16 protein-coding genes and 2 pseudogenes are annotated in these 16499 nt (G+C 61.8%); 12 read left to right on the top strand and 6 right to left on the bottom strand.

The window, feature by feature from the left end:
- The first annotated feature begins 7 nt into the window (after positions 1 to 7).
- The 5 genes from F8S13_24850 (at position 8) to F8S13_24830 (ending at position 4146) form a co-directional block, all read left to right on the top strand.
- On the top strand, positions 8 to 415 hold the full coding sequence (locus F8S13_24850; protein ID KAB8140249.1) for a VOC family protein: 408 nt from the start codon (positions 8 to 10) through the stop codon (positions 413 to 415).
- A complete protein-coding gene (locus F8S13_24845) occupies positions 396 to 1622 on the top strand; it encodes a GAF domain-containing sensor histidine kinase (GenBank protein KAB8140248.1) in 1227 nt (408 codons plus the stop codon). The genes F8S13_24850 and F8S13_24845 overlap by 20 nt, the downstream gene beginning before the upstream one ends.
- Positions 1619 to 2269, top strand: a complete 651-nt coding sequence (locus tag F8S13_24840) for a response regulator transcription factor (protein KAB8140267.1) — start codon at positions 1619 to 1621, stop codon at positions 2267 to 2269. The genes F8S13_24845 and F8S13_24840 overlap by 4 nt, the downstream gene beginning before the upstream one ends.
- A gap of 105 nt (positions 2270 to 2374) precedes the next feature.
- Complete coding sequence (locus tag F8S13_24835; GenBank protein KAB8140247.1) at positions 2375 to 3073, top strand: SDR family oxidoreductase; 699 nt, start codon at positions 2375 to 2377, stop codon at positions 3071 to 3073.
- Positions 3070 to 4146, top strand: a complete 1077-nt coding sequence (locus tag F8S13_24830; protein KAB8140246.1) for an S-adenosylmethionine:tRNA ribosyltransferase-isomerase — start codon at positions 3070 to 3072, stop codon at positions 4144 to 4146. The genes F8S13_24835 and F8S13_24830 overlap by 4 nt, the downstream gene beginning before the upstream one ends.
- A 99-nt stretch (positions 4147 to 4245) precedes the next feature.
- On the opposite strand, the gene F8S13_24825 is transcribed toward F8S13_24830, so the two are convergent.
- The gene (locus F8S13_24825) at positions 4246 to 4938 is read right to left on the bottom strand and encodes a Bax inhibitor-1/YccA family protein (protein KAB8140245.1); all 693 of its coding nucleotides are present in this window, start codon (positions 4936 to 4938) and stop codon (positions 4246 to 4248) included.
- 226 nt (positions 4939 to 5164) lie between these two features.
- On the opposite strand from F8S13_24825, the gene F8S13_24820 reads away from it, so the two are divergent.
- Complete coding sequence (locus F8S13_24820; protein KAB8140244.1) at positions 5165 to 5980, top strand: metallophosphoesterase family protein; 816 nt, start codon at positions 5165 to 5167, stop codon at positions 5978 to 5980.
- 174 nt (positions 5981 to 6154) lie between these two features.
- Here F8S13_24820 and F8S13_24815 read toward each other — a convergent pair whose 3' ends face one another.
- The gene (locus tag F8S13_24815) at positions 6155 to 6712 is read right to left on the bottom strand and encodes a hypothetical protein (GenBank protein KAB8140243.1); all 558 of its coding nucleotides are present in this window, start codon (positions 6710 to 6712) and stop codon (positions 6155 to 6157) included.
- Positions 6713 to 7873: 1161 nt separating this feature from the next.
- Positions 7874 to 8557 carry a hypothetical protein gene (locus tag F8S13_24810; protein ID KAB8140242.1) on the bottom strand — a complete coding sequence of 228 codons (684 nt, stop codon included), beginning with the start codon at positions 8555 to 8557 and terminating at the stop codon, positions 7874 to 7876.
- A gap of 211 nt (positions 8558 to 8768) precedes the next feature.
- Here F8S13_24810 and F8S13_24805 point away from each other — a divergent pair.
- Positions 8769 to 9353: pseudogene (locus F8S13_24805) on the top strand (esterase).
- On the opposite strand, the gene F8S13_24800 reads toward F8S13_24805, so the two are convergent.
- A complete protein-coding gene (locus tag F8S13_24800) occupies positions 9299 to 9526 on the bottom strand; it encodes a hypothetical protein (GenBank protein KAB8140241.1) in 228 nt (75 codons plus the stop codon). The pseudogene F8S13_24805 and the gene F8S13_24800 overlap by 55 nt on opposite strands.
- A gap of 351 nt (positions 9527 to 9877) precedes the next feature.
- The gene (locus F8S13_24795) at positions 9878 to 10249 is read right to left on the bottom strand and encodes a hypothetical protein (protein KAB8140240.1); all 372 of its coding nucleotides are present in this window, start codon (positions 10247 to 10249) and stop codon (positions 9878 to 9880) included.
- A 379-nt stretch (positions 10250 to 10628) separates the two neighbouring features.
- Here F8S13_24795 and F8S13_24790 point away from each other — a divergent pair.
- Together F8S13_24790 and F8S13_24785 are read left to right on the top strand one after the other, a co-directional pair.
- A pseudogene (locus F8S13_24790) lies at positions 10629 to 11912 on the top strand (hypothetical protein).
- On the top strand, positions 11913 to 12284 hold the full coding sequence (locus F8S13_24785) for a hypothetical protein (GenBank protein ID KAB8140266.1): 372 nt from the start codon (positions 11913 to 11915) through the stop codon (positions 12282 to 12284).
- A gap of 247 nt (positions 12285 to 12531) precedes the next feature.
- Here F8S13_24785 and F8S13_24780 read toward each other — a convergent pair whose 3' ends face one another.
- Positions 12532 to 12933, bottom strand: a complete 402-nt coding sequence (locus F8S13_24780; protein KAB8140239.1) for a hypothetical protein — start codon at positions 12931 to 12933, stop codon at positions 12532 to 12534.
- Positions 12934 to 13350: 417 nt separating this feature from the next.
- Between F8S13_24780 and F8S13_24775 the strand changes: the two genes are divergently transcribed.
- The 3 genes from F8S13_24775 to F8S13_24765 all read left to right on the top strand — a co-directional run bounded on the left by F8S13_24775 (position 13351) and on the right by F8S13_24765 (position 16426).
- A complete protein-coding gene (locus tag F8S13_24775; GenBank protein KAB8140238.1) occupies positions 13351 to 14649 on the top strand; it encodes a DUF445 domain-containing protein in 1299 nt (432 codons plus the stop codon).
- A 9-nt stretch (positions 14650 to 14658) separates the two neighbouring features.
- A complete protein-coding gene (locus F8S13_24770; protein KAB8140237.1) occupies positions 14659 to 15657 on the top strand; it encodes an aldo/keto reductase in 999 nt (332 codons plus the stop codon).
- 142 nt (positions 15658 to 15799) lie between these two features.
- Positions 15800 to 16426: a TetR/AcrR family transcriptional regulator gene (locus tag F8S13_24765; GenBank protein KAB8140236.1), complete on the top strand. Its 627-nt coding sequence runs from the start codon at positions 15800 to 15802 to the stop codon at positions 16424 to 16426.
- Positions 16427 to 16499: the final 73 nt, after the last annotated feature.

Here is a 16499-nt window from a genome sequence, read left to right as displayed (position 1 = left end):
CTTGTTCATGGAGACGAACGCTATGCAGGTTTTGGGCACGCACCACGTGGCGCTTTGTACCCCCAACTTTGAGGCACTCCGTGATTTCTACACGAAGACGCTCGGAATGGTTCCGATCGGCAGCTTCTCATTTCGCAATATCGTCTATCTCGCCGCTGGCGATATCACCATCGAGCTGGTGGAGCGGCTGGAGCCGCCGAACGTGTCGCGCCAGGGCTGGGTACACCTCGCCTTTGAGGTTGAGGATGTCCAGAAATCGTACGAGACTCTATCGGCGAAGGGGGTTCCGTTTCATATTTTGCCGCAGGGATTCCCCGAGGACAGCCCGGTGTTCAAGATGGCCTTCTTCAAAGATCCCGATGGTAATGATATCGAGCTGGTACAGCCGCTGATCGATGGCTACCCGCAGCTGTAGGCTGGCCCGCCGGGCAGCGCTGGATGGCCAGGGGATCGCCCCTGGCTTTTCATTTGGAATAAAAACTATGACCGACTCAGAACAGCTGGCGCAGCGCAACCGCGAGCTTGCCATTCTCACCACGGTGGCCGCCGCCCTGAATGGCGAGTCCGATCTGGCCACCGCGCTGGGCGTGGCGCTCGACCACGTGTCCGCGCTGTTTGGGCTGCACAGCGCTTGGGTTTGGCTGCTGAATGAGGCGAGCGGCCAGCCCTATCTCGCGGCGTCGAAAGACCTGCCGCCGGCGCTGGGCGCGGTGCCCGAGCTGATGGAGGGCACGTGCTACTGCCTCGACCGCTTTTGCGATGGGCACATGGGCGGGGCCGACAATATCAGTATGATTACGTGCACGCGGCTCAAGGGTCTGGCGCGCGGCACCAATGGCCTGCGCTACCATGCCAGCGTGCCGCTGTATGCCCACCAGCGCCCCATGGGCGTGATGAATGTGGCCAGCGCCGACTGGCGCGCGCTCTCCGCCGATGATCTGCGCCTGCTGTATGCCGTGGGCGACCTGGTGGGCATGGCGGTTGAGCGCGCCCAGCTTTTCAAGCGCAGCGTGCAGTTGGGCGCGCTGGAGGAGCGCAACCGACTGGCGCGCGAGATCCACGACTCGCTGGCCCAGAGCCTAGCGGCCACGGCGCTGCAGCTCGATGCCGCCGATGCCCAGCTGGAGGGCGGCGCGGCCCCGCAGGCGCGGGCGGCGCTGCAGCGCGCCATCGCGCTGACCCAGGCCAGCCTCGACCAGGCGCGGCGCAGCGTGCTGGATCTGCGCGCCGCGCCGCTGGATGGCCTGCCGCTGGCCGAGGCCCTGGCGCAGCTGGCCGCACCCCATGGGGCGCTGGTGCGCTTCTCGGCGCGCGGGGCCGAGGTGCCGGTGGATGGCCGCGTGGCCATGGCGATCTACCGCATCGCCCAGGAGTCGCTCTCCAACGCGCTGCGGCACGCGGGGGCGAGCGAAATCGGCATTGCCCTGGCAGCGAGCTTGTCCCATGTCCAGCTGGCGGTGGAGGATAATGGCCAGGGCTTCGACCCAGATCGCATATACCCAGGGCATTTTGGCCTGATCGGCATGCGCGAGCGCTGCCAGCTGCTGGGCGGCAGCATGCAGATCGCCAGTGCGCCGGGCCTAGGAACGCGTATCGAATGCATACTACCAAACCGAGCATGACGGACAGCCTAGATCCTGCGCCCCCCATCCGCATCTTGCTGGCCGATGATCACCCGATCGTGCGCGATGGGCTGGTGGCGGTGCTTGGCACTCAGCCCGATTTTGTGGTGGTGGGCGAGGCCGCCGATGGTGTGGCGATGGTGGACATGGTGCGGCAGCTGCGGCCCGATGTGGTGCTAGCCGATCTGTCGATGCCGCAGATCGATGGGGCGGAGGCCATCCGGCGTATTCGCGCCGAGCAAATACCTGCTGCGATCATTGTGCTGACCGCGTTCGACAGCGACGAGCGTATTTTTAGCGCCATCGCCGCCGGTGCCAGCGGCTATCTGCTGAAAGGTGTGCCCAGGGCCGAGATCTTCCACGCTATCCGTGTGGTTGCCGCTGGCGGGGCGCTGCTGCAGCCGGTGGTGGCCACGCGGCTGCTGCGCCAGATCGAGCAGCAGGGCGAGCCGCCCGCCGCCCTCACCGAGCGCGAGCGCGAGGTGCTGTGCCGCATTGGCCTAGGCCACCCCAACAAGGAGATAGCCGCCGCCCTTGGCATCACCGAGCGCACCGTCAAGTTCCACGTCAGCTCGCTGTTTGCCAAATTGGGCGCGACCAACCGCACCGAGGCGGTGGCCTTTGCGCGTCAGCGCGGCCTGATCTAGCGCTGTACCAAGGTACAGGCCGCGCTCCCGCCGTGCGGCGGGCGATCCGCCGCCGCCCTTGGGCTACCATGGCGTTGTTCTACCTGATCATAAAGGAGAGAAACAATGCCACCAGTTGCTGTTATCACCGGCGCGTCACGCGGCCTTGGGCTGGCGCTTGCTAGCGAGCTTGCCCAGCAGGGCTGGCAGCTGGTTATCGACGCGCGTGGTGCCGATGCGCTCTCCCAGGCCAGCGCCGCGCTGGCGGCGCACACCCAGGTGCGCGCGATCGCTGGCGATATCGCTGACCCCGCGCATCAGTCGGCTCTGGCCCAGGCCGCGCAGTTGTTTGGCGGGATCGATGCCCTGTTCCTCAGCGCGAGCACGCTCGGGCCTAGCCCCATGCCTGCGGCGCTGGACCTCAGCCCTGACGCATTGGCCGCACTGCTGCAGACCAATGTGTGCGCCCAGCTCGCCGTGCTCCAGGCGCTCTGGCCGCAGCTTGCCCCTGCCGCGCCGATCTTCGCGATCTCAAGCGATGCCGCTGTCGAGCCATACGCGGGCTGGGGCGGCTACGGCGCAAGCAAGGCCGCGCTTGAGCAGCTGTTTGCGGTGCTGGCTGCCGAGCGCCCCGAGCGACGTATCTACGTGGTCGACCCCGGCGATATGCGCACCCAGATGCATCAGGATGCCTTCCCCGGCGAGGATATCGGCGACCGCCCGCCGCCCGAGGCCAGCGTGCCGGGCCTGCTGGCGCTGCTGGGTGGCGGCCTGCCGAGCGGTCGCTACCAGGCCCGCTCGCTGCCGGTGGAGGCCAGCCGATGACCAGCTTCGCCACCGACCCCATCGCCCCACTTTCGGGCATGCTCGATTTCGCGCTGCCGCCCGAGCTGGTTGCCACTGCCCCCGCCGAGCAGCGTGGCCCAGGGCGCGATGCGGTGCGCCTGATGGTCTCGCACTACCGGAGCGATCAGGTAGCGCACATGGGCTTTGGCGATCTGCCCAGCCAGCTGGGCGAGGGCGACCTGCTGCTGGTAAACACTAGCGCGACCCTGCCCGCCGCGCTGCCCGCCGTGCGCGCTGGCGGCGACCAGATCGTGCTGCATCTCTCCACCGGGCTGCTAGGCGGCCTGTGGGTGGTCGAGTGTCGCCAGCCCGCGCAGTCGGGCACGCAGCCGCTGTTCACTATGCAGACGGGCGAGCGTGTCGCGCTGCCGGGTGGCGGCTCTGCCCACCTGCTGGCTCCCTACAAGAACAATAGTCCTCCCCGCCTGTGGGTGGCCGCGCTCGATCTGCCGCAGCCGCTGCTGGCCTACCTCGCGCGCTATGGTGGCCCCATTCGCTACAGCTACGCCGCGCAGCCCTGGCCGATCGAGGCCTACCAGACGATCTTCGCCACCGAGCCGGGCAGCGCCGAGATGCCCTCGGCGGGCCGCGCCTTCACCCCCGCCCTGGTGACGGCGCTGGCCGCAGGCGGGGTGCGCATCGCCCCGCTGGTGCTGCACACCGGCGTGGCCAGCCAGGAGCAGGGCGAGCCGCCCTACGAGGAGCTCTACCGCGTGTCGGCGGCCAGTGCCCGCGCGGTGAACGAGACCCGGGCCAGTGGTGGGCGGGTGGTGGCAGTCGGCACCACCGCTGCCCGCGCTATCGAGAGCGTGGCCGACCAGCACGGCGTGGCCCACCCAGGCCGGGGCTGGACCGATCTGGTGATCACGCCCGAGCGCGGGTTGCGGGTGGTTGATGGCTTGCTCACCGGCTTTCACGAGCCGCGCGCCACCCACCTGGCCATGCTTGAGGCCCTGGCCGGAAGAGGCCATCTTGCCCAGACCTACGCCGAGGCGCTTGCCGAGCGCTACCTGTGGCATGAGTTTGGCGATCTGCACCTGCTGCTGCCATGAACTGGGCGGCAAGAAAAAAGCGCGCACTCGAGTGCGCGCTTTTTTGACGTTGTGATGCCCTAGACCTGCTAGCGATCTACGCCTGCTGGTATGGAAAAGCTACTTGCGCGAGCCAAGGATGCGCAGCAGGTACAGGAACAGGTTGACAAAATCGAGGTAGAGCGTGAGCGCCCCGATCACCGCCACACGCCCCAGGCCCTCGCTGCGATCTTCCAGGGCCATCTCCTTGATCTTCTGCGTGTCCACCACCGTCAGCCCCACAAAGATCGCCACGCCTGCGTAGGTGATGATCCAGTACAGCGTGCTGTTGGCCCACAGCATATTCACCACTGTGGCCAGCAGCAGCCCCACCAGGGCCATATACAGCACATTGCGCACCCGTGAGAGGTCGAGCTTGATCACCAGCCCCAGCGCGCTCATCACGGCGAAGGTTCCGGCGGTGACAAAGAACGCCTGGGCCACCGAATCCTGCGTGTAGATCAGGAAGATGCTGGAGAGCGTCAGCCCGTTGACGGCGGCGTAGGCCAGGAACATCGCCATGCCTGCCGCCGCCGAGACGCGGGCGGTGATCGCGCCGATGCTCAGCACCATCGCGATCTCGATGATGAACAGCACCCAGATCATAAATGGGTTGCCGAAGATCAGCGCCAGCATGCCAGGCGATCCGGCGGTGAATGAGGCCACTGCCCCAGTGGTGAGCAGGCCTGCCGTCATCCAGGCGTAGATCTGCACAAACATCTCGCGAATCTGCGACTCGGAACGGGTGGCCGCTGGTGCGTACGAGAAACTCATACATCCTCCTTGGTCATATCAGTGGTACAAGCGAAGACTCACAGGCCGATCAGCCGCGCATCATTCGCCCCAAGATCACATGTTGCTACAATCATGACACGTTCCACCCACGTCATAGGTTGCACTCAAGCTGGCCTGATTGAGTGGCTGGAAAGCAGTAGTATGAGTATAAACTCATCTAGGGATCCTATGCAAGCCATCTAATTGTAATAGAAAGCGGAGCACAATGCGCATCGCATGCTTGGCCGATATCCATGGCAACCTTCCGGCGTTCGAGGCGGCTATTACACATGCCCAGCGGCAGCACCCCGACCTGATCGTCATCGTGGGCGATATCGTCAATGGCTCGCCAGACTCGTACGCGTGCTGGCAGCTGGCCAGGCGGCTGGGCTTCCCGATTCTGCGCGGCAACCACGAGCGCTATCTGGCCCACTTCCACGCCCCCGATGCCCCGCCGATCTGGCATACCGAGCAGTTCTACCCGGTGCGCTGGGCCTATCAGCAGTTTCCCGCTGCCGAGATCGAGGAGTTGGGCCAGCTACCGCTGGAGCTCCGCCTGCCAGAACTTCCCGATCTGCTGTTTGTGCACGCCTCGCTGCGTAGCGATCGCGACAACTTCGACGCCTGCACGCCCGAGGCCGAGATCCCAGCCATGTATCCTGGCCTGACCGAGCAGCTGGTGGTGCGTGCTCACAACCACATGCCGACAATGCGAATCTGGGGCCGCCATACCTTTGTCACCACGGGCTCGGTAGGTCTGCCGTTGGGACTAGCGACAGAGGCCCAGTATCTGCTGCTCGAACGTAGATCCGCAGGCTGGCATATAGCCCATCAGTCTACGCCCTATGATCTTGATCTTGCGATTCGGCGCTTTCATGAAAGCGGATACCTAGATCAGTGCGGACCAATGGCCTATCTCTATATGCGCGAGGTCGCCACCGCCAGCGGCCATATTATTCCGTTCCTGCGCGCCTATCAGCGATGCCAGAACGAAGCGTTGCCACTGCGTGATGCGCTACACCACTTTTTTCAGGTTTCCTAGCTGCGCAAAGTAGGCATCCTTTTGGTGTGCCATGAAGAGATAGCATGACAAAAATGTCATAATATAAAGAGGTCCAATGTGCTTTTTGAGAGCATATTGGGCCGTTAGCCGATCATATGAAGAAGAGATAGCGTTCAAGCTCTTGATTCTTGAATATATACGTTTGATGGGGTTTTAAGGCTTAAAAGCATTGCTTATCTGAAATGATTGGGCGACCTTTTCGATATTAGTGCTGGTGATTTTTCCTTGCTCCTGCCAGGCGCTTTTTTCCATAAAGACGGAAACAACTACCGCCTCACGCCCATCCGATACGGGGTATGTTCCAGTGAGTACCAGGATCTGAATGTTTGAATCAGCGGCAAACATTGTATTGATCACGGTTGCGAGTTGCTGTTTTGCCTCTTCGATAAATTGTGCTGAGCTAGTGTTTGCGCTGCGTACAAGCGGCACTGATAGGAAGGTCGTAATCGTATTATTGGAGTTGATAGTACGTACTTTGGGTGGTACTGGCGTGGTTTGTGTTGTCCGCTCGATAGGGATTACGATCGAATCAATGATCTTTTGATGCGCCGCAGTGAGCGCCGGATCGGGGGGCGGCCCCTGGGTTGTGTTCTGGGCCTGGCGAGGCAGCAAAACCCATGCGATCGCGCTTACAATCAACAATGCCACAATGCCGATAGCTACTTTTCCGATCCACGGCAGACGACCGAAGCGTGTTGTTGAGCTAGACATAATTGTTCTTTCTGATATCGTTACCAACGGCTCTTCTGAGGTGAATCATAGCAAATAAAGTAAAGACTAGCGCTAATATAGGGTACATATATGACAAATGTGTCATATAAAAACCGCTGGAAAATGACAATAACATAGGATAAAGCGAGCGCTGACACTGTCAACATAATCAGAGGTTACTTAATCTTAACGGAAACGCGGAAAGGAGCCACCTGAGAATCTGAAAATACCAGTAGATTATATGAAAGATGTCCAATTTGTAATCTACCGAAGCATACAGGCTATGCGATATGCCTAGTAAAAAGACAGTACCAAAGTATTAGGTCTGAGAGCAAGGATAATATAGTACAGTCTCTCATGCATGTGATGTGAATGAGTGCCCAACGCCGTGCGTTTCGCACAGCGCCTCGATGTTCGCATCCTAGCTACGTATGGCGGTCTGCGTCATATGACACTTTCTTTTGAGCAGAGAGGTTTCCGTATGGACAAAGCGTTGCGAGCGACCCGGCTGATGCTTGGGTTTCTCATCATCGCGCTGAGTCTGGCAAACATCTCGCCCAGCGCAGCTCTTGCAGCCCGCGCACGAACCGAGGCCACGACAGCTACGAGTATCCCGACCGAGGCCCCCGCGACCGAGGCTCCTAAGCCGACGGAAGTGATCCCTCCGACCGAGGTACCCGCCACTGAGGCCCCGAAGGCGACTGATGTTCCGACTCAGGCTCCAGCGACCGACGTCCCCTCGACGACGGTTCCAACGCAGGGGCCACCGACACAACCACCTGCGGCCCCGACCGAGGCGAGCACCGCGACGCCTGTGCCGGCCACAGTGGTTCCAGCGACGGCGACCGCAGCAAGCACAGCCACAAGCGTGCCGACAAAAAGCACAGCTTATCAGTTGAACCTCTCCCACGTCTGCACCAACAATCAGACAGAGGTTCATTTTGTGCTTCTGCAGGTTGAAAATGGTATCACCCCTGGCTCGCTGACGTACAGCTACACCGATGCCTCGGGTGTCCAGCACACCGCCACTGTTGCGCCCGATAAGCGCAGCGGCAATGTCTGGCACTTCCGCGACTACCCGACCTTCCCGATGCCCTACGATGTCGCGTCGGCCTCGGTGGTGGTAAATGGTCAGACGGTCGAGCTGCACAACCCGCACGACTACAACACCCAGGTCTGCGGCGGCACTTCGACGGCCCCCACCAACACCGCTCTTCCCACAGCGACCGCGGTGCCCGCGACGGCAACCGCTACGGCTGTTCCGCCGACCGCTACGGCAACGGCTCTCCCCCCGACCACCACCCCGACGCTTGACAGCGGCTCGTGCCCTGTTTCGCCCGGGTTCGGCTGGATGTCGCAGTACAATGTCATCACTCTTGGCGATCTGAGCACTAGTTCCGATGTTGAGTACAAGACATTTGTGGGCGGTAACCTGACCGGTGGTAGCTCGGCGAACTTCGGCATCCACCTGAACCAGAGCAGCTTCAACCCGCTTGAGGCGAGCCTGGAGGTTGCTGGCAGCGTGAACGCTGGTGGTACCCTGAATGTCAATGCTGGTAGCGTGGTGGTTGGCAGCAACAATACTGTTGCCAAGCTCGGCGCTGTGCAGTACCAGGTGAATGGCCGATCGTTCAACATTAACCAGGGCAACAGCGGCTCCGCCGCCGTGATCGATAATAGCCTGGCGAATAAGGCTGCCTCGATCAGCTCCAGCGTCCGCGGTCTCTCTTCCGAGCTTGCTGCTCGCGCGGCTAATAACACGGCGACCATCCCCAGCTCGCAGCCGGGGCCGCTGGTGTTCAATGTCACGCAGCAGGACACCAAGGGCTTTGCCTTCTTCACCATCTCGGCTGCCGATCTTACCAGCGGTAAGGTTCAGCAGATCGAGGTGAACAACCAGGTTGGCGCGAAGCTGGTCGTGATCAACGTGACCGGCTCGAGTGCGACCCTGTCCAGCGGCAACATGGTTGGCTCGTGGCTCACCAGCCTCGATGGCCGTGGCCGCACCCTCTGGAACTTCAGCGAGGCGACGAGCCTGAACATCCAGCGCAACTTCATGGGCGCGCTGCTGGCTCCGAATGCCAACGTCACTTCGTCGGTGAACATCGACGGTGCGACAGCTGTCAAGTCGCTGACGACCTCGGGCGAGCTGCACAAGCCGGGCCTGAACAACCCGTGCGGCGGCAATGTGCCGACCAGCACGCCGGTGATCCCGCCGACCAAGGTGGCTACCAGCACCCCGGTGCCCGCCACTAGCACGCCGGTGCCCGCCTCGCCCACCACGCCTGCGACGAGCACCCCTGTGCCCGCCTCGCCCACCACGCCTGCTGGTAGCAGCTCGTGCCAGGTGACCTACACGGTCAACCAGTGGAACACCGGCTTCACCGCTGATGTGACCATCAAGAACACTGGCTCGACGCCGATCAATGGCTGGACTGTTGGCTGGACGTTTAGCGGCAACCAGAAGATCACGAATGCCTGGAATGCTGCTGTGACGCAGAATGGCGCGACTGTCAGCGCGAAGAATGTATCGTACAATGGCACCATTGCCGCAGGCGGTAGCACAAGCTTCGGCTTCCAGGCTTCCTACAGCGGTACAAACACCATTCCTGCCCAGTTCACGCTGAATGGCGTGGTTTGCGGTGGTACGAGCATCTCGACAAGCACGCCGACGGTTGCTCCGACAAATACACCGGTTCCTCCGACCGCTACGGCGACGGCGGTTCCTCCGACGGCGACCAAGACCGCTACCGCGACGGCGACCAAGGTTCCGACCAAGACCGCCACCGCGACGGCGACCAAGGTTCCGACCAAGACCGCCACCGCGACGGCGACCAAGGTTCCGACTAAGACTGCTACTCCGACGGTTGACCCGTGTGTTCCGGTTCCAGGCTCGACCCCCGATCCTCGAACCTACTTCTCGTGGTCCTTCATCGGCAACAACATTGGTAAGATCACCAACAACTCGGCCAAGTGTTCGTACCTGGTGGGTATGGCATCGTACCGCGAGTTTGATAATGTGATCGATCACCAGGAAATCTACGACTGGGATAGCGCAACGATCAAGCCTGGTCAGACTGTCTACCTGCAGGTGGACGTGCCGGCCTGCGCGGCTCAGATCGACCTGTTCTACGGACCAGTGCTGATGTCTCTGAATGGCCAGCGCTATGGCGCACGGCTGTTTGGTGCGCTGCACCCCAACGAGCCGAATTGGTGCACTAACGTGACACCGACGGCAACTAAGACGGCGACGAAGACGCCGACCGCGACGGCGACCAACACTGCCACCGCGACGGCGACCAACACTGCCACCGCGACGGCGACCAACACTGCCACCGCGACGGCGACCAACACCGCCACGGCGACCAACACTGCCACCGCGACGGCGACCAACACCGCCACGGCGACGGCGACCAACACCGCCACGGCGACCAAGACGGTTGCGCCGACCAAGACTCCGACCAACACGTCGACCCCGACCCCGACGGTTGATATGTGTGTGCCGAGTCCGAACGCCGATCTGAGCGGTATCTTCATTACCGACAGCCTTGGCAAGGTTACAAACACTGATACGGAGTGCACCTATCTAGTGGGTATGGCTTCGTATGAGAAGTTTGATAACGTGATCGACCATCAGAAGATCTTTGACTGGGATACCGCAATGGTGGGCCCTGGCCAGAGCGTGTATCTGCAGGTTGATCTGCCCCCGTGTGCGGTGCAGGTGGACATCTTCTTTGGTCCAGTTCTGATGTCGCTCGATGGCCAGCGCTATGGCACACGCCTGCTCGCTGATCGCCACCTGGGTGGTCTTGACTGGTGCCCTGTTGATGGTACGCCAACACCGACAAATACGCTGACCCCGACGAACACGCCGGTGCCGCCGACGAATACGCCGACGAACACACCGACGAACACGCCGGTGCCGCCGACGAATACGCCGACGCCGACCAACACGCCGACGAACACGCCAGTGCCGCCGACGAATACGCCGACGCCGACGAACACGCCGACGAACACGCCAGTGCCGCCGACGGATACGCCGACGCCGACCAACACGCCGACGAACACGCCGGTGCCGCCGACGAATACGCCGACGCCGACGAACACGCCGACGAACACGCCGGTGCCGCCGACGAATACGCCGACGCCGACCAACACGCCGACGAACACGCCAGTGCCGCCGACGGATACGCCGACGCCGACCAACACGCCGACCCGGACCCCGACGAACACGCCGACGAACACGCCGACGCCGACGAACACGCCGGTTCCGCCGACGAATACGCCGACGCCGACGAACACGCCGACGAACACGCCAGTGCCGCCGACGGATACGCCGACGCCGACCAACACGCCGACGAACACGCCAGTGCCGCCGACGAATACGCCGACGCCGACCAACACGCCGACGAACACGCCGGTTCCGCCGACGAATACGCCGACGCCGACCAACACGCCGACCCGGACCCCGACGAACACGCCGACGCCGACGAATACGCCGACGAACACGCCAGTGCCGCCGACGGATACGCCGACGCCGACGAACACGCCGACCCGGACCCCGACGAACACGCCGACGAACACGCCGACGCCGACGAACACGCCGGTTCCGCCGACGAATACGCCGACGCCGACCAACACGCCGACGAACACGCCAGTGCCGCCGACGGATACGCCGACGCCGACGAACACGCCGACGAACACGTCGACGCCGACAAACACGCCGACAAACACGCCGACGAATACGCCGACCCGGACCCCGACGAATACGCCGACCAACACGCCGACGCCGACAAATACGCCGGTGCCGCCGACGCCGACGAACACGCCGACGCCGACGAACACACCGACGAACACGCCGACGCCGACCAACACGCCGACGAACACGCCGACCCGGACCCCGACGAATACGCCGACCAACACGCCGACGCCGACAAATACGCCGGTGCCGCCGACGCCGACGAACACGCCGACGCCGACGAACACGCCGACGAACACGCCGACGCCGACGAACACGCCGACGAACACGCCGACCCGGACCCCGACGAACACGCCGACGAACACGCCGACGCCGACGAACACGCCGACGAACACGCCGACCCGGACCCCGACGAATACACCGACGAACACGCCGACGCCGACGAACACGCCGACGCCGACGAATACGCCAACGCCGACGAATACGCCAACGCCGACGCCAATTCCTCTGGGCAGCATTGGTGACCAGGTATGGTTTGACTGGGATGGCGATGCAGTCCAGGATTCCGATGAGACCTCCGGCCCGAATGACGTCCTGGTCTGGCTCTACCGCGATAACGGCGATGGAGTGTTTGATGCCGACACCGATACGTTGTCACAGACAACTACGACATCAAATGACGACACCGGTCACTACCTGTTCACTGGGGTAACTCCAGGTAAATACTGGGTGCTGGCGAATCAGTACGATCCTGACTTCCCAACGCTCATGATCTACCTTACCTCGAATGCGAACCCGCATGGTATGATCGATCTGCAGCCTGGGCAGAACTACCGAGACGCAGATATTGGGTTTGTGTACGGTGGTGTGTAAGCTCTAGCGAGAGTTGCAACCGAGGAGCCTGTGAGATCTGATCTCACAGGCTCCTTTTTGTTTGATGCAGTTGCATCGCTATCTGCGAAGGGTAACGCTACTATAGCCCTAGCTGTCTGCACATTTATAACGCAGACAGCTAGGGCTATAGTAGCAATAACCCACGCCTGTGAGTGAGATTGTACTCGCAGGCATGGGCTATTACCAATAACGGTGTGATGAAAGAGGATTATATGGCAGTAGAAGGTTAGAAAGCGTAGCTGTAGCGCTCTTGCTCGAAGCCGCCGCTGCGCGCCCGCCGGTAGGGTGCGTAGGATGCAGCATCACGCACGAGCCGCTGCAGATCGTCGCGCTCGATTGGCTCGTTATAGAGCACATAGAGCTTGTTGATACTGTCGGCTAGCTCTGGCAGGGGGTGGTAGCAGTAGATTGGCTCGCCGGCATTGCTGTGCTGGATCATGAGCACGCCATCTTCGGCTAGCTCGCGCAGAGCCTCGCGGGTGCTCCAGATGTCGCGGTAGGCGCGCTGGCCGATCTGCGAGGGGGTGCCGGTGTAGTTCTGGTGCTCGCAGAACAGCAGCAGCAGCTGGAGCTTAAGCGGAGAGTCAATCGTCCGTTCGATCAGTCGCTGAATGGTACTGTCAATCATTGACGAATCCTCCTTCTGAAGTCGCCATTGACTTCGCCCGAAATGTCGTGGGGTTGTCCATCCTGGGGGATTTGGCACCTGCACGCGGGGAAGGAGCCGGTCTGTGGGTGTGGGAAAGATGAGGCAGATGGGGCCGCATCTTTTTCAAAAGGCTGTTTTCGCATTTCCTCTTGATACTAGTTTTAGATTATACTACAACTTTTGACGGAAATATAGAGGCGCGGGCCTGAATCTTGAAACAATTTGTGTTAACGATTCATAACCAGTGGCGATCCCCTATGTATATGAGGTGAGGGAGTTGTTAGGCTTTCTGCTCCAAAGCAAGGCTGAGAAAAGTATAGCGGTATATAGTCTTTCTGTAGAACTAATCTATTGCGAAATGACGGCAATAGGTTGTCAGGTTGGTGACATAGCCATGTGATGTTGGGCTATGCCTCGTATCGCTTAATGGGGTGTAGGTTTACTATGGATCTTTCTGCCGATGAGCAAAAGCGCCGCGAGCTGCGCCGTATGCGCCAGCTCGCCACTGGGCTGCTGGGCCTCGTTGCCGCGGTATTCGCGGTGAGCCTCTGGCTACAACCGCGTTTCCCCGCGCTGGCCTTTGTGCGCGCCTTCGCCGAGGCGGCAATGGTGGGCGCGCTGGCCGACTGGTTTGCGGTCACCGCGCTGTTCCGCCACCCGCTGGGCCTGCCTATCCCCCATACTGCGATCATCGCGCGGCGGAAGGATAGCCTGGGCGAGAGCGTGGGCCGGTTTGTACAAGAAAATTTTCTGGCCCCGGATGTGCTGGTGGGGCGGCTCCGCGCCGTGCACGCTGTCGAGCGTGTGGGGCAGTTGCTGAGCAGGGAGGCGGTGAGCAGCCAGGTGGCTCGCCAGGTGGCCATGCTGGTCAACGGCGCGCTGGATGTGGTGAATGATCGCGAGATCCAAGATCTGATCGAGCGTAGCGTCGCCGCGCAGATCGATAAAGTCCAGCCGTCGCCATTTTTGGGCAGGCTGCTGGCCGCTGTGCTGAAGGGCGAGCGCCTGCACGAGCTGGTGGCCGAGGTGATGCACCTTTCTGCCCAGCTGCTTGAGGAAAACCAGGATATGCTCCGCGAGCGGATCCAGCGTGAGACGCCGTGGTGGATGCCGCCAGCCTTTGATCATGCGATCGCCGAGCGGATCTTTGCAGCGATCAATACGGCGATCCAGGAGATCAATGGCGATGCCGAGCATCCCTTTTACACTCGGTTCGAGGCAGTGCTAGCCCGGTTTATCCAGCGTCTGCAGCACGACCCCGAGACAATCGCGCGCGGCGAGGCGCTGAAGCAGGAATTGCTCTCCAACCCATTTGTGCGCGATGTCTCGGCTTCGCTCTGGCTCGATATCAAGGCCTTTTTGAAAGAGCAGAGCAGTCGCGATGATTCGGCCCTGCAGCTCGCGATTGCCCGTAGCGTGCGCGAGTTTGGCGCGTCGGTGACGGGCGACCCCGAACTTGCCCAGAAGGTGCAGGGCTGGGTCGAGCACCTGGTTGCCTACCTCAGCCGCGAGTACCGCGGGCAGTTTGCCCAGCTAGTGGCCTATACCGTGAGTCGCTGGGATACCGCGTCCACTGTGGAGAAGCTGGAGCTGCAGGTGGGTAAGGATCTGCAGTATATTCGTATCAATGGCACGATTGTGGGCGGCCTTGCTGGGCTGGCAATCTATATCTTCTCGCGCCTGATCGGCGCGTAGATAAGGTGAATGATGGAAGAGCGCATGTTTGGCGCGAGCGGCCTGCGGGTGACGCGGCTGGGCTTTGGCCTGGCGGCGGCAGGCAGGCCAGGGTATATCAACCTGGGACACGCGCATGATCTGGCGGGCGGCTACGATCTGGCCCATATGCGCGCCCAGGCCGAGGGCGTGATGGATGCGGCCTGGGCCGCTGGCGTGCGCTACTTCGACGCGGCGCGATCGTATGGCCTGGCCGAGGATTTTTTGGGCGGCTGGCTGCGGGCGCGGGCGATCGCGCCGGAAGCGGTGACGGTTGGCTCGAAGTGGGGCTACACCTACACGGCGGGCTGGCGGGTGGATGCCGAGCATCACGAGATCAAGGATCACTCGCTGCCGGTGTTTGAGCGCCAGTGGGCCGAGAGCGCGGCCCTGCTTGGCCCCTACCTCGATCTGTACCAGATCCACTCGGCGACGCTGGAGAGCGGGGCTTTGGCCGATCGGGCGCTGCTGCGCGCCCTGGCCGACCGCAAGGCCCAGGGGCTGCGGATCGGCCTTTCGCTGAGCGGGCCGCAGCAGGCCGAGACGCTGCGTGCTGCGCTCGACATAACAATAGATGGCGTGCGCCTGTTCGATGGTGTGCAGGCCACCTGGAATGTGCTGGAGCGCAGCGCCGGTGCGGCCCTGGCCGAGGCCCATGCCGCAGGGCTGGGCGTGATCGTCAAAGAGGCGCTGGCCAACGGCAGGCTGACGGCGCGCAATGCCGACCCGCAGTTTGCTGGCCAGCGCGCCGTGCTGGAGCGCGAGGCCCAGCGCCTGGGCGCGACGCTGGATGCGTTGGCGCTGGCGGCGGCGCTGGCCCAGCCTTGGGCGGATGTGGTGCTGAGCGGGGCCGCCACGGTGACGACGCTGCGCTCGAACCTGGCGGCGCTAGATGTGGCCTGGGATGCGCAGGCTGAGGCCGCGCTGGCTGGGCTGCGGGAGCAGCCCGAGGCGTATTGGGAGGCACGGAAGCGCCTGCCGTGGAATTAGGATCTTTCTTCAGCCGCAGAGATCATCATCTTTGCGGCTTTTTCTGGAAATACATGATTGACTGGCCAATCAATTTATGCTATAACATGCTTGTGATTGACTGGCTAGTCAATCAAGACTGTAGCAGCCAAATGAGGTTCATGTGAGCGACGATAAATCTACTCAGGGGAATGTCGAGCGGCGGCAGCAGATTCTTGAGGCGGCGCTGAAAGTGTTTAGCACGAAGGGCTTTCACAAAGCGACGAATAAGGATATCGCCCAGGCCGCAGGCGGGATCTCGCCAGGGCTGATCTACTGGTATTTCAAAGATAAAGAGGATCTGTTTGCATCGCTGGTGCGCGAGCGAGCGCAGGTGCTTCAGCTGGCTGATCGTTCCGAGGAGTTCATGTCGCTGCCGCCCCGCGAGGCGTTCTACCGCCTTGGGCAAGCCTATCTCTCGATTTTCCATAACCCAGGCAATGTGGCCTTTTTTCGGATTATGCTCAGCGAGGCCTCACGCTTCCCTAAGATGGGCGAGATGTTCTACCGTGGCGTTGGCAGGAAGATATTTGGGCTGGTCAATGGGTATCTCCAGCACCAGGTGGAGCTTGGTGTGCTGCGCCCACACGATACCGCAGTGGCCTCGCGCAGTTTTGTTGGTATGTTTATGGTGCAGATGTTGGCGCGGGATGCGCTTCTCCAACCTGAGGCGCAGGGCCTTTCGGATGAGCAGATCCTTTCGACCGTGATCGATCTGTTTCTCCATGGCTTGGAGAAGCCTCAAGCGTAACATTCTCAGCAGCGTACCCCTAGGTGCGCTGCTACCATCGGCACCATTTATCGTCTTGTGAATTGATTGATCG

The organism is Chloroflexia bacterium SDU3-3, assembly GCA_009268125.1.
Taxonomy (GTDB): domain Bacteria; phylum Chloroflexota; class Chloroflexia; order Chloroflexales; family Roseiflexaceae; genus SDU3-3.
Note: the sequence above shows the minus strand (reverse complement) of the source record. Positions and strands in the feature narration are given on the sequence as shown.